Consider the following 12,902-nt stretch of genomic DNA (forward strand, 5'->3'; position numbering starts at 1 on the left):
CGCCTTTCCGTTGCCTCGATCAATCGCTTTTGCGCGACGCCTTTTCTTCCAACCCTGACATCGAGGTCCGCTTGCCCAGCGCGGCCTCGACCTCTTCCAGCTTTATGCCGCGTGCCTTCAAAAGCACAAGGAAATGATAGAGCAGATCGGCGCTCTCGGCGATCAGATGCGCGCGATCGTTTTCGACTGCTGCGATTACGGTTTCGACTGCTTCCTCACCGAACTTCTTGGCGCAATGCTCGGCGCCCTTGTCCAGGAGCTTGCGGGTATAGGAGGCCTCGCCTCCGGCCGCCGCGCGGGCGTCGATGGTCTCGGCCAGGTCGTGGATCGTGAAACGCGACATCGGACTTGCTCAGAAACACGTGAGGCCACGGAGGCCATTCCCCGTGAGCTTATGTAGCATTTTTACGAACGGGAGTCGTCAGGCATCGAGGCGCATCGGCAGCCCGCGCCTGGCCATGTGCTCCTTGGCTTCGCGGATGGTGAATTCCCCGAAGTGGAAGATCGAGGCGGCCAGCACGGCTGTGGCGTGCCCGTCGCGGATACCGTCGACGAGGTGGTCGAGATTGCCGACGCCGCCCGAGGCGATCACGGGAACGGGAACGCTGTCGGCGATCGCGCGGGTCAGCGGAATGTCGAAGCCCTGCCGTGTGCCGTCGCGATCCATCGAGGTGAGCAGGATTTCACCGGCGCCAAGCGAGACCACCTCCTGGGCGTATTCGATCGCATCGATGCCGGTGGAGTTACGGCCGCCATGGGTAAAGATCTCCCAGCGGTCGCCGCCCGGGCGCTTGACCCGCTTGGCGTCGATCGCCACCACGACGCACTGTTCGCCGAACTTTTCGGCAGCTTCCTTGACGAATTCGCGCCGCGACACCGCGGCGCTGTTGATCGAGACCTTGTCGGCGCCGGCGCGCAACAGCGTCTTGATGTCATCGACCTTGCGGACGCCACCGCCGACGGTGACGGGCATGAAGCAGGCCTCCGCCGTGCGCCGGACCACGTCCAGCATGATGCCGCGGTTCTCATGTGTCGCGGTGATGTCGAGGAAGGTCAGCTCGTCGGCGCCGGCGGCGTCATAGGCGATCGCGGCTTCGACGGGATCGCCGGCATCGCGCAGATCGACGAAGTTGACGCCCTTGACGACGCGGCCGTCCTTGACGTCGAGGCAGGGGATCACGCGCACCTTGAACATGTGTCAGCTCCCAGGCGTGCGCGCGTTGCGGATCAGGGTGAGGGCGGCGGCGGGATCGAGCCGGCCGTCGTAGAGCGCGCGGCCGGCGATCGCACCGGCGAGCTTTTTGGCGCGCGGCGTCAGCATCGCCTTGACGTCCTCGATCGAGGCGAGACCGCCGGAGGCGATCACGGGAATCGAGATGGCGTCGGCGAGCGCAATGGTCGCGTCGAGGTTCAGGCCCTTGAGCAGGCCGTCGCGCGCGATGTCGGTGAAGATGATGGCGGCGACGCCGGCATCTTCGAAGCGCTTTGCGATCTCGAGCACCGTCACCTGCGAGGTCTCGGCCCAGCCTTCGACCGCGACCTTGCCGTCGCGGGCATCGAGGCCGACGGCCACGCGGCCGGGGAATTTCTTCGCGGCCGCCTTCACCAATTCAGGGTCGCGCACCGCGGCGGTGCCGATGATGACGCGCGTGATGCCCTTGTCGAGCCAGGCTTCGACGGTCTTGAGATCGCGAATGCCGCCGCCGAGCTGCACCGGGATCTTGATCGTCTTCAGCATCGCCTCGACGGCCTCGGCATTCACCGGCTTGCCGGCAAACGCACCGTCGAGGTCGACGACGTGGAGATACTCAAAGCCCTGCTCGGCAAAGCTCTGCGCCTGGGCTGCGGGATTGAGATTGAAAACGGTCGCGCGCGCCATGTCGCCTTGCTCGAGGCGCACGCATTGGCCGTTCTTGAGATCGATCGCAGGAAAGAGAATCACGGTTTCCATCGCAAGAAGTTCGAGATCAGGGCGAGGCCGAAGCGCTGGCTTTTCTCGGGGTGGAATTGGGTGCCGATTGCGGTGTCCTTCGCGACGATCGCGGTGACAGGCCCGCCATAATCGGCGCGCGCGAGCACGTCCGCCTCGCTGGCGGGGTTGAGATGATAGGAGTGCACGAAATAGGCGTGCTGGCCCTTGGGGCCGAGCGGGAGCTTGTTCAGCACCGGATGCTCCCTGAGCACCTCGAGCGTATTCCAGCCCATGTGCGGGATCTTCAGGCTTTCATCGCGCGGCGTGATCTTCTCGACGTCGCCGCCGATCCAGTTCAGGCCTTCGGTGATGACATGCTCCTTGCCGCGGCTCGCCATCAGCTGCATGCCGACGCAGATGCCGAAGAACGGCCGCGCCTTGACGCGCACCGCTTCGGTGATCGCCTCGACCATGCCGTTGACGGCATCCAGCCCGCGCCGGCAATCGGCGAAGGCGCCGACGCCCGGCAGCACCAGACGGTCAGCCTCGTAGGCCTGGTCCGGATCGCTGGTGACGAAGACCTTTTGCGGGATTTCCAGGCTGCGCGCGGCGCGCTCGAAGGCTTTCGCGGCAGAATGCAGATTGCCGGAACCGTAATCGATGATGGCGACGCTCATCTTGACCCTCCCGGTTCTGGAAACAATCCAATGATGCCGCCGGCCGGAATCGGCGGCGGGTTCGAAAACTGCTGGCCCGGCGTGTTGCGGGTCGGCGGCGGGCCGCCGCGGTCGACGGCCCATTGATCGTTGACGATGCCGTGCTGCTTCTGGCTCCAGCGCTCGAAGAAGCGGCGCTCGGCCGTGTCCCGGTCGTCGGCGATGACGATGTCGAGCAACCGCCACTTGCCGCGCGACAGCGTCCAGCGCCGCAGGCTGGAGGCCTCAAGCCCCATCAGCAACGCGATGATCATATTGGCGAAGAAGATCGAGCTGCGGCCGACGCCGAGGCTGTGCAGCCCGGCATCGAACGCGCCCAGGAAGACGATCCAGCCGATCAGCGCAAGCCAGAGCCGGTGCCAGAGCAGCCAGAACGGGCCAAAAATCATCGCCCAGAAATGGAAGCCGTCGCGCACGAAGACGAATTTGTCGGTCGCACGCAGGTCGGCTCCGCCAGGGAAGGGAGCATGAACTGTGTAGACAGGCATGGGGATGCCCCGTTCTCGAGAAATTGAGTAGATGCCGCCGGCAGCGTTTCGTTGACCGACGGAGATGTCAGCCGCCGAGCGAGCCCTTGGTGGACGGGATTTCGCCCGCCGCCTTCGGATCGATCGCAACGGCGGTGCGCAGCGCCCGCGCCAGACCCTTGAAGCAGGACTCGGCAATATGATGGCTGTTATCGCCATATAGGGTCTCGACGTGGAGAGTCACGCCGGCGTTGCTGGCGAAGGCCTGGAACCACTCGCGCACCAGCTCGGTGTCGAACTCGCCGATCTTGTCGCGGGGGAAGTCGGCCTTGAACACCAGGAACGGGCGGCCCGAGATGTCGATGACCACGCGCGACAGCGTCTCGTCCATGGGCATGTGCACGCCGGCATAGCGGGTGATGCCCGCCATGTTGCCGAGCGCCTGCCTGACCGCCTGGCCAAGCGCGATGCCGGTGTCTTCGGTGGTATGGTGATAATCAATGTGCAGATCGCCCACCGCCTTGACCGTGAGGTCGATGCGGGAATGGCGAGCGAGAAGATCGAGCATATGGTCGAAAAAGCCGATGCCGGTCGCGATATTGGCCACGCCGGTGCCATCGAGGTTCACGGAGACCTCGATGTCGGTTTCCTTGGTCTTGCGCTTGATCGTCGCGGTGCGCATTGAAAGCTGGCTTTCGCTTCTATTTGAGCATGATCTTTTCCGGAAAACCGGTGCCCACTTTTCCGGATCATGCTCGGGGGCCGAAAACGCCAGTCTATTAACAGCCAAATGACACCTTCGCTACTGCGGGAACGGCCGGCCGACCTCTACTTCTGCCTATGGTGAGCGAAATTCGGCCCGGAACGGCCCGTTGTACCCTCAGCCCGGACCGCCTAAATCAGGCCGGACAGTGAGGTATTTCATGCAGGACACCCAGAACAGCTCGCCGGGCTGGCACGGCACCACGATTTTGACGGTTCGCAAGGGCGGCAAGGTGGTGGTCGGCGGCGACGGCCAGGTCTCGATCGGCCAGACCGTGATCAAGTCCAACGCCAAAAAGGTCCGTAAGCTCGGCAAGGGCGACGTGATCGGCGGCTTCGCCGGCGCCACGGCCGACGCCTTCACCCTGTTTGAGCGGCTGGAGAGCAAGCTCGAGCAATATCCGGGGCAGCTGACCCGGGCCGCCGTGGAGCTCGCCAAGGACTGGCGCACCGACCGTTACCTCAGGCGGCTGGAGGCCATGATGATCGTGGCCGACAAGGACGTCTCCCTGGTGCTGACAGGCACCGGCGACGTGCTCGAGCCCGAGGCCGGCGTGATGGCGATCGGCTCCGGCGGCAATTACGCGCTGGCGGCCGCCCGGGCCCTGCTCGACACCGACAAGGACGCCGAGACCATCGTCCGACGCTCCCTCGACATCGCCGCCGAAATCTGCGTCTACACCAACCGCAACCTGACCATCGAGAGCCTGGCAAGCGGGTAGGCGATGCCGCCCGCCTTCACCTTCCGCCCGATGACCGCGGCCGACCTGCCGCTGATCCGGCAATGGCTGGGCGAAGCCCATGTGCGGGAATGGTGGGGCGATCCGGACGAGCAGTTCGCGCTGGTGAGCGGTGATCTCATTGAGCCGGCGATGCACCAGTTCATCGTGTTGGCCGGCGGCAAGCCGTTCGGCTATCTTCAGTGCTACCGCCTGACCGCCTGGAATACGGGCTTCGGGCCGCAACCGGAGGGCACGCGTGGCATCGACCAGTTCATTGGCGAGGGCGACATGATCGCGCGCGGCCACGGCTCGGCGTTCATCCGCGCGTTCGTCGACGAACAGTTGCGGCGGGGCCTGCCGCGCGTCGTCACCGATCCGGATCCACTCAACGCGCGCGCCATACGCGCATACGAAAAGGCCGGCTTCGTGCGCGACCGCATGGTCGAGACGCCGGACGGGCCGGCGCTGTTGATGGTGCGCGAAGCATGACGCTGGCGCACGCGCAGGAGAGCAAGGTCGCATTTCCGCCGCTCGCCTGGGCCGGCGTCGCGCTGCTGCTGCTTGCGCTGCAGGCTTCGATCCTGTTCGCGATGGGCCGGGTGCCGATCTGCACCTGCGGCTATGTCAAGCTCTGGCACGGCGTGGTGAACAGCTCGGAGAATTCACAGCACATCGCCGACTGGTACAGTTTCTCGCATGTGCTGCACGGCTTCCTGTTCTACGGGCTGACCTGGCTGCTGTTCGCGCGGCTGCCATTCCTGACCTTGTCGTGGCCGGCCCGGCTGATCATCGCGATGCTGATCGAGGGCGCCTGGGAGATCGTCGAGAACTCGCCCTTTATCATCGAGCGCTACCGCGCCGGCACGATCTCGCTGGACTATTACGGCGACAGCATCGTCAATTCGGTGTCCGACAATCTGGCCATGATGCTCGGGTTCCTGGTCGCGCGCGTGCTGCCGATATCTGCGACGGTCCTGCTCGGCCTCGCTTTCGAAATCATGCTGGCGCTCCATATTCGCGACAATCTGACGCTGAATATCCTGATGCTGATCCATCCGATCGAGGCCGTGAAACAATGGCAATCGGGGCCGCCGATCATCTGACCTAAATTGCGGCTTGTCCTCGGCCGCCTCCCGCCCTAGCTAAACAGACATGACAGACTTCTCCCCCCGCGAAATCGTTTCCGAACTCGACCGTTTCATCGTCGGCCAGAGCGACGCCAAGCGCGCCGTCTCGATCGCGCTGCGCAACCGCTGGCGGCGGCAGCAGCTCGAAGGCTCCTTGCGCGAAGAGGTGCTGCCGAAGAACATCTTGATGATCGGCCCCACCGGCGTCGGCAAGACGGAAATCGCGCGGCGTCTGGCCAAGCTCGCGAATGCGCCGTTCCTGAAGGTGGAAGCCACGAAGTTCACCGAGGTCGGCTATGTCGGCCGCGACGTCGAGCAGATCGTGCGCGATCTCGTCGAGGTCGCGATTGCCCAGGTGCGCGAGAAGAAGCGCAAGGACGTGCAGGCGCGGGCCCAGCTCGCCGCCGAGGAGCGCGTGCTCGATGCGCTGGTCGGCGCCAATTCCAGCTCGGCGACGCGGGAATCCTTCCGCAAGAAGCTGCGCGCCGGCGAGCTCAACGACAAGGAAATCGAGATCGAGACGCAATCCTCCGGCGGCGGCATGCCGATGTTCGAGATCCCGGGCATGCCGGGCGCGCAGATGGGCGCGATCTCGATCGGCGACATCTTCGGCAAGCTCGGGGGCCGCAGCAAGACGCGGCGGCTGACGGTGGAAGGCTCGCACGAGATCCTCGTCAACGAGGAATCCGACAAGCTGCTGGACACCGAGCAGCTGACGCTGGAAGCGATCAGCGCGGTCGAGAACAACGGCATCGTGTTCCTCGACGAGATCGACAAGATCTGCGCCCGCGACGGCCGCGTCGGCGGCGACGTCTCGCGCGAGGGCGTGCAGCGCGATCTCCTGCCGCTGATCGAAGGCACCACGGTCTCGACCAAGCATGGCGCGGTCAAGACCGACCACATCCTGTTCATCGCCTCCGGCGCCTTCCACGTCGCAAAGCCTTCCGACCTGTTGCCGGAATTGCAGGGCCGCCTGCCGATCCGCGTCGAGTTGCAGGCGCTGACCCGCGACGACATGCGGCGCATCCTGACCGAGCCCGAGGCCTCGCTGATCAAGCAATATGTCGCGCTGTTGCAGACCGAGGGCGTGACGCTCGACATCACCGACAGCGCCATCGATGCGCTCGCCGACGTCGCGGTGGCCGTGAACTCCACGGTCGAGAACATCGGCGCGCGGCGGCTGCAGACCGTGATGGAGCGGGTGCTGGACGAGATCTCCTTCACCGCCCCCGACCGCAACGGCGAGACCATCAGGGTCGACGCCGACTACGTGCAGAAGCACGTCGGCGACCTCGCCAAGAACGCCGATCTCAGCCGGTTCATTTTGTAATTCGGCCGGCGTCAGCTATCTATCGGGCCGTCGTCCTGGCGAAAGCCAGGACCCATTACCCCTGATGGTCCTTGTTGAAACACATGGCGGCTCCGATCTCGGCTCAAACGACCTGCAGTGGTTATGGGTCCCGGATCTGCGCTCGCCCTGGACAACGCTACGCGTTGCCAGGAGCCCGCTTGTCCGGGACGACAGCGGAGTTTGACGCGCGCCGGGTGCCACGTGCCCGCTAACATCCAGCAAAACCCCTGGCGCCTGCTGCTCGCGATCAATGCCGCGGTCATCGCCGGCGTGTTCGTGCACAAGATCCAGCTGCCACCTTACGTCCCCTACATCCATCTCCTCGTCGACTATCATTTCGGCTTCATCAAGCGCGCCCTGATCGGGGCGATCGTTGCGCTGTTCACCGACAAGGTGCCGGTGTGGCTGGTGTTCGCGCTCGGCAGCGCGACATGGCTGATGACGCTCGGGCTCTATACAAGACTGTTCCGGAGAACATTCGGCTTCACCGCGAAGACGCTGCCGCTGTTCGTCTTCACCGCGGGCTCGCCGTTCTTCCTGAAGAATTTCATGCACACGCTCGGCCATTTCGACATCTATGGCTGCGCGCTGGCGATCGTCCTCTTGCTGATGCCCGCTGGCTCATTGCTGTTCGTGGCTTTGGCTGCGCTGTTCTCGATCGTGCTGGTGCTGATCCACCACATTCATCTCTTGATGTACGTGCCGACGATCATCACCATCGTGGTGATCAGGCACTATCTCGCTTACGCCTGCAGTCGCGGCAATGTCGCATTCGGCGTGATCGCCCTCGCCCTTGTTTCCGCGCTGTTCTTCGCCGCCCAATTCCTGGGAACGATGCCGATCCCCGAGGCGGACTTCGTCTCGCATCTGAAGACCCGGATGGCCGATCCATCCCGCACGGACCTGCTGCAGTTCGCCTACATCTGGTATCAGCCGCTAATGAAGGAGATCTCCGACACCTGGGGCCGCCTGCCGCACAACATCCTCGGCGTGCCGGTGTTCGCGCTGCTGATCTGGCTGCACACGCCGCTGTGGCGCTTCTTCGCGGGCCTGATCGGCGCGCTCGCGAGCGAAACGCACCGCCGGCTCGTCATCGCAGCGCTAACAGGCATCAGCCTCGGCTATCTCGTGATGTTCGCGATGGTGTTCGACTATTCGCGCTGGATCTCGAACTGGGCGGTCTGCATGTTCCTGATCCTGCACGCGGTGAAGATGCTGCCGGCGAAACAGGAAACGCCGATGATTCCAGCCGAGGATCGGAAGACAAATATCTTCGGCCTGATCATCACCTTGATCCCGCGCGTCGGAATCGTCCGGCCTTTTTAGTTGAGCATGATCTCCGCGCAAACGCGTTCCGCGTTTGTCGCGAGGGAAAACCGGTGCCCACTTTTCCGGATCATGCTCGCTAAACCCTCGCCCGCCTGATCCGCACATAGAGCGCGCCCTCGCCGCCGTGGCCGATATGCGCCGTCTCGAATCCGACGACGAAGGCGCGGAATTCCGGCAGGCTCAGCCATTCCGGCACCTGGCGGCGGAGCACGCCGCTTTCGCCGCCGCTGCGTCCCTTGCCGGTGATGACGAGCACGAAGGTCAGGCCGTCATGATGGGCCCGGTGCAGGAAGCCGGTCAGCGCGCGATACGCGCGCATCTGGGTCATGCCGTGCAGATCGAGACGCGCCTCGATCTCGCTGCGGCCGCGCGACAGTTTTGTGCGCTCGCGCTTGCCGAGCGGCGCCAGAGGCGGGACCGTCGGCTTGGCGACGCGCGGTGCCGGCGCAGCAGTAACCGGCCTTGCCGGCGGCGAAGTCCGGGTCACCTGGGCCACGGACGAAGGCCCGGCAGGCGGCGCGGCATGCGCCTTGGCCGCGCGATGCTTCCTCAGCGGCTTGACCTGCTTTGCGACCGTATCCCACAGCGCGCGCTCTTCCTCGCTCAGCGCGCGGCGGCGCGGCGAGGGGCGAGGCTCCAGCACGGGCGGACGGGACGATCGCTTCATTGCTGCCGATGGGGACGATTCTTCACGGGTCGTCGCGGCTCAGAGGCAGGCTCGATCGCGGGACGCGGCACCGGTAGCGGGACAGGGCCGGCGATGGCAACCGTTTCGTTCTTGCCTTGCGGCGCGGCGGCAGCAGGCGTGCCCGTCTTGGCGGGATCAGTCTGCGGAAACAGTTTTGCGATTTTCTCCGAGGGACGCGGATCCGGTACCGGCAGCCGCGCGCCCCTCACCGAGGGATCAAGGCCCTTCGGGACCAACATGACAAAGTGCATGGGATGGCGCAGCCGGCCGGAGACGCGGCCGGCTTCCTGCCCGGCGCCGAAATAGAGATCCGCGCGGGCAGGTCCGATGATGGCTGAACCGGTGTCCTGGGCGATCATCAGGCGGTGAAACGACGTCTTCGACCGCTCGGAATCGATCGGCAGCTCGCCCTCGATGAAGAACGGCGTGCCGTAGACATGCAGCGACTTGTCGACCGCGATCGAGCGTCCCGCCGTCAGCGGAATGCCTTGTGCGCCCACCGCCTCGTCCTTGTCGGAGAGGTTGACCTCGCGGAAGAAGATGTAGGCGCGGTTCTGGCGGCGCAGCTCCTTGGCGCCATCGGGGTTTTGCGCCATCCACTCCCTGATCTTCTGCATCGACATCTCCTCCTTCGGAATGATGCCGCGCTCGATCAGGATGCGTCCCACCGCCGTGTAGGGATAGCCGTTATAGGCGTCGTAATTGAGCCGGAGCGTCGTGCCGTCCTCGAACTTGATCCGCGCCGAGCCCTGGATCTGCGCGAACAACAGATCGGTCGGGTCCTTCAGCCAGGCGACCTCCAGCCCGCGCCCGGCGATCTTGCCGTCCTCGATCTCGCCGCGATCGTAATAGGGCACCAGCTTGCGGCGGCCGATCTTGCGGTAGACCGGGCCCTTGTTGGGCAGGCTGACCGAGTCCTGCTTGTAGCCGCGCACGAACAGGTTCGACGGGCGGCGATAGACCGGGACATTGTAGACGTCGGTCTGCGTACGCGATCCCTCGAGCACCGGCTCGTAATAGCCGGTGACGAAACCATCGGGCTCACCGAGGCGGGAGATGCGCAGCGGTGCGAAATTCTCCTCGAAGAAGGTCTTCGCTTTGGCGTCGTCGCTGAGCTCGAGCGATTTGGCGACCCGGCACGGCTCGCTAAGCGAAGCCCCCAGCGCTTTCGGCTCGGCGGCGCCGTTCTGAGCATTGATCGATTTGCAGCTGGCGCGAAATGTCTTGTAGGCGGCGAGATGATCGTCGTCGCCCCAGCCCTTCACGTCGGCCCAGGCCAACGGCAGATATTGCGCGCCTGAGATCTCGAACGGCAGGGGCAGCTGCGGATAGGGCAAGGCCCGCGGCGGAGCGGCGGCCAATTGCGGGGCGTGGTGATGATGGCTGCGGTAGTGGCGCCGCGCCGCCTCGGCGCCGAGCGAAAACGTCGACAGCACGACAACAGCTGCGCAGAACGCCGTCGCGCTGTTCTTGAGAAAGAGCTTAATTCGCGCTTCCGGTGCCAACCAGCTTCCAGTTCGGATCGCGAGAGGTGGTGTCGCGGGCGAAAGTCCAGATATCGGTGATGTCGGCGACCGTATCGGCGCTGCCGTCGACGATGTTGCCGGCCTTGTCACGGGTGGCCGAGATCATCTGCGAGACGAAGCGGATCGTGAGCTGGGCAGTGCGGTCGCGCAGCTCGGCACCGACGAGCTCAGCCTTGTCGATCGAGACGAAGCGCGTCTCGGTCTTCTGCTCGTTCTTCTCGCGCTCCTTGATCGCGGCGTCGAAGCTTTCATAGACCTCCGACGAAAGGAGATCACGCAGCGCGCGGCGATCGCCATTGGCAAAGGCCAGCACGATCATCTCATAGGCGCCGCGGGCGCCCGAGATGAAGTGGCGCGGATCGAAGGTGGAGTCTCTCTCGACGATGGCATCGAGACCCTGGGCGAGCGCGGTGTCCGGTTCAGTCAGGCCCTTCCAGCGGTCGCTGGGCGCGGCCGGCTCGGCCGTCGGCGCCAGCGGCGCCTGGTCGATCACCTTGCCCGGCATGGTCACGACGTTCTTGTCCTGGGCACCCCCCAGCGCATTGCGGGCGGCAGTGTGATCGAACGGCGGCCGCTCGTTGCCCGTGCGCTGCCCCAGCACGCTGCGCAGTCTCAGAAAGATGAAGACCGCCAACGCCAGGAAGATTATGGTGTAGATATCCACGTCGTATTCGCTTTCTGGTCTTTGCTCTGGGTCTTCGCTTCGGGGTCGTCGCCGGGAAAATCAATCCGGCCAGTCAACCGTTCCATACGGAAACGGCAAGTCTACATCACCATTCTAGGTCCGCGCGTCTGGTCCGTGGGATGTAGGCATGAAATCTTGCCCGGCCAATGGCGCCTTTTGGCACAGCGGCGAGTGTAGCGCGTTTTATGCTTAAGGGGAAACCCGATCCTGCCCGGAAATCGCGTATCTTCAATCGTTTAAGGCGCGATTTCGGCGAAAGGCCGCCCTGAGCGTCATAGTTGCGGGCACGATCTGGATCCCCCATCCGGGACCGTTCGTCCTTGTGGAACGAGGCGGCCCTATGTTAGCCAACCGCCGCGAAATTCAGCCCCAATCGGGTAAGGAGACACTTCTATGACCAACGGTAACGGCACCCCTCCCGAAGCGGCCCAGGCTCCCCAGCTCAACGTGCTGGCGCAATATACCAAGGACCTGTCGTTCGAAAATCCGAACGCGCCGAGCTCGCTCCAGCAGCAGGGCCAGCCGCCCCAGATCAACATCCAGATCAATGTCGGCGCCAATAACCTCAGCGAGCAGGAATTCGAGGTGACGCTGACGGTCGAGGGCAAGGCCGAGACCGCGGGCAAGGTGATGTTCTCGTTCGAACTCGCCTATGCCGGCGTGTTCCGGATCGTCAACGTGCCGAAGGAGAACCTGCACCCGCTGGTCATGATCGAATGCCCGCGGCTGTTGTTCCCGTTCGCCCGTGAGATCATCGCAACCGCGGTGCGCGACGGCGGGTTCCCGCCGCTGATGCTGGACCCCGTCGATTTCGTCGGTCTCTACCGCCAGAACATGGAGCGGCAAATGGCCGCCCAGGGTGGCCAGACCGGCCAGGCCTAACCAGCCGGATCGGCGGTCGCTGGAGCGGGCAAAAACTCGTTCCAGATCGCCTTTTCGCCCATCGTTGCGATGAAGGCCCGATGGGCCTCCCGCTCGGCATCTGAGACTCGCGGCGCGAGCGGCACTGACCGCTGCCGCCGCGGCACATCGCCGGCGGAACTGACGCGAATCTCTTCGCGCTCCGAAGCCAGCAGCAATTGCGACTGCCGCGCTCCCACCAGATCGACATAGACTTCCGCGAGCAGTTCGGCGTCGAGCAGCGCGCCGTGCTTGGTGCGGTGTGAATTGTCGATCGAATAGCGCGAGCAGAGATCGTCGAGCCGGTTCGACACGCCGGGATGCTTGCGGCGCGCCAGCAGCAGCGTATCGACCAGCCGTTCGCGCGGGACCGCCGCGCGCTTGATCCTGTCGAGCTCGGCATTGATGAAGCTGATGTCGAACGAGGCGTTGTGGATCACCAGCGGCGCATCGCCGATGAACTCCAGAAACGCATCGACGACCTCGTGGAACAGCGGCTTGGTCGACAGGAATTCGGCCGACAGCCCGTGCACGGCGAAGGCTTCCGCCGGCATGTCCCGTTCGGGGTTGATATAGACGTGATACGTCTGTCCCGTCGGCATGCGGTTGAAAATCTCGACGCAGCCGATTTCGACCAGACGATCGCCGCGGAGCGGATCGAGGCCGGTGGTTTCGGTGTCGAGGACGATTTCGCGCATGATCGGGAGGCCGTGTGAG

General features: G+C 64.4%; 16 protein-coding genes. 6 read left to right on the plus strand and 10 right to left on the minus strand.

Annotated elements, in window-relative coordinates; genetic code table 11:
• Nucleotides 1–19: 19 nt before the first annotated feature.
• From JQ592_RS23235 to hisB, 6 genes are all read right to left on the minus strand, one after another.
• Nucleotides 20–343, minus strand: a complete 324-nt coding sequence (locus JQ592_RS23235) for a phosphoribosyl-ATP diphosphatase (RefSeq protein ID WP_211405118.1) — start codon at nt 341–343, stop codon at nt 20–22.
• Between the two features lie 78 nt (nt 344–421).
• A complete protein-coding gene (gene hisF / locus JQ592_RS23240) occupies nt 422–1,195 on the minus strand; it encodes an imidazole glycerol phosphate synthase subunit HisF (protein WP_211405119.1) in 774 nt (257 codons plus the stop codon).
• A gap of 3 nt (nt 1,196–1,198) precedes the next feature.
• Nucleotides 1,199–1,942: a 1-(5-phosphoribosyl)-5-[(5-phosphoribosylamino)methylideneamino]imidazole-4-carboxamide isomerase gene (gene hisA / locus JQ592_RS23245; protein ID WP_211405120.1), complete on the minus strand. Its 744-nt coding sequence runs from the start codon at nt 1,940–1,942 to the stop codon at nt 1,199–1,201.
• On the minus strand, nt 1,939–2,589 hold the full coding sequence (gene hisH, locus JQ592_RS23250; RefSeq protein WP_211405121.1) for an imidazole glycerol phosphate synthase subunit HisH: 651 nt from the start codon (nt 2,587–2,589) through the stop codon (nt 1,939–1,941). The genes hisA and hisH overlap by 4 nt, the downstream gene beginning before the upstream one ends.
• Nucleotides 2,586–3,116 (minus strand): DUF2628 domain-containing protein, encoded by a 531-nt coding sequence (locus tag JQ592_RS23255; protein WP_211405122.1) that lies wholly within the window; start codon nt 3,114–3,116, stop codon nt 2,586–2,588. Before JQ592_RS23255 ends, hisH begins: the two co-directional genes overlap by 4 nt.
• 67 nt (nt 3,117–3,183) lie before the next feature.
• A complete protein-coding gene (gene hisB / locus JQ592_RS23260) occupies nt 3,184–3,777 on the minus strand; it encodes an imidazoleglycerol-phosphate dehydratase HisB (protein WP_211405123.1) in 594 nt (197 codons plus the stop codon).
• A 241-nt stretch (nt 3,778–4,018) separates the two neighbouring features.
• Between hisB and hslV the strand changes: the two genes are divergently transcribed.
• The 5 genes from hslV (at nt 4,019) to JQ592_RS23285 (ending at nt 8,383) form a co-directional block, all read left to right on the plus strand.
• Complete coding sequence (gene hslV / locus JQ592_RS23265) at nt 4,019–4,579, plus strand: ATP-dependent protease subunit HslV (protein WP_211405124.1); 561 nt, start codon at nt 4,019–4,021, stop codon at nt 4,577–4,579.
• A gap of 3 nt (nt 4,580–4,582) precedes the next feature.
• Nucleotides 4,583–5,068: a GNAT family N-acetyltransferase gene (locus JQ592_RS23270; RefSeq protein WP_211405125.1), complete on the plus strand. Its 486-nt coding sequence runs from the start codon at nt 4,583–4,585 to the stop codon at nt 5,066–5,068.
• Nucleotides 5,065–5,682 (plus strand): DUF2585 domain-containing protein, encoded by a 618-nt coding sequence (locus JQ592_RS23275; RefSeq protein WP_211405126.1) that lies wholly within the window; start codon nt 5,065–5,067, stop codon nt 5,680–5,682. Before JQ592_RS23270 ends, JQ592_RS23275 begins: the two co-directional genes overlap by 4 nt.
• A gap of 49 nt (nt 5,683–5,731) precedes the next feature.
• Nucleotides 5,732–7,036: an ATP-dependent protease ATPase subunit HslU gene (gene hslU, locus JQ592_RS23280; protein ID WP_211405127.1), complete on the plus strand. Its 1,305-nt coding sequence runs from the start codon at nt 5,732–5,734 to the stop codon at nt 7,034–7,036.
• A gap of 222 nt (nt 7,037–7,258) precedes the next feature.
• Nucleotides 7,259–8,383 carry a hypothetical protein gene (locus JQ592_RS23285; RefSeq protein ID WP_211405128.1) on the plus strand — a complete coding sequence of 375 codons (1,125 nt, stop codon included), beginning with the start codon at nt 7,259–7,261 and terminating at the stop codon, nt 8,381–8,383.
• 79 nt (nt 8,384–8,462) lie between these two features.
• Here the strand turns inward: JQ592_RS23285 and JQ592_RS23290 are convergent, their stop codons facing one another.
• From JQ592_RS23290 to JQ592_RS23300, 3 genes are read right to left on the minus strand one after another with little or no spacing between them, the layout of a single operon-like run.
• A complete protein-coding gene (locus tag JQ592_RS23290; RefSeq protein WP_211405129.1) occupies nt 8,463–9,053 on the minus strand; it encodes a Smr/MutS family protein in 591 nt (196 codons plus the stop codon).
• Nucleotides 9,050–10,579, minus strand: coding sequence for a murein transglycosylase A (gene mltA, locus JQ592_RS23295; protein ID WP_211405130.1), 1,530 nt, complete (start codon nt 10,577–10,579; stop codon nt 9,050–9,052). The genes JQ592_RS23290 and mltA overlap by 4 nt, the downstream gene beginning before the upstream one ends.
• The gene (locus JQ592_RS23300; RefSeq protein ID WP_211405131.1) at nt 10,557–11,264 is read right to left on the minus strand and encodes a Tim44/TimA family putative adaptor protein; all 708 of its coding nucleotides are present in this window, start codon (nt 11,262–11,264) and stop codon (nt 10,557–10,559) included. Before JQ592_RS23300 ends, mltA begins: the two co-directional genes overlap by 23 nt.
• Before the next feature lie 414 nt (nt 11,265–11,678).
• On the opposite strand from JQ592_RS23300, the gene secB reads away from it, so the two are divergent.
• The gene (secB, locus tag JQ592_RS23305; protein ID WP_018646030.1) at nt 11,679–12,167 is read left to right on the plus strand and encodes a protein-export chaperone SecB; all 489 of its coding nucleotides are present in this window, start codon (nt 11,679–11,681) and stop codon (nt 12,165–12,167) included.
• Here the strand turns inward: secB and dnaQ are convergent.
• Nucleotides 12,164–12,883, minus strand: coding sequence for a DNA polymerase III subunit epsilon (gene dnaQ / locus JQ592_RS23310; protein WP_211405132.1), 720 nt, complete (start codon nt 12,881–12,883; stop codon nt 12,164–12,166). The two genes, secB and dnaQ, sit on opposite strands and share 4 nt — an antisense overlap.
• Nucleotides 12,884–12,902: the final 19 nt, after the last annotated feature.

It is taken from the genome of Bradyrhizobium iriomotense (assembly GCF_018129405.1).
GTDB classification, from domain to species: Bacteria; Pseudomonadota; Alphaproteobacteria; order Rhizobiales; family Xanthobacteraceae; genus Bradyrhizobium; species Bradyrhizobium iriomotense_B.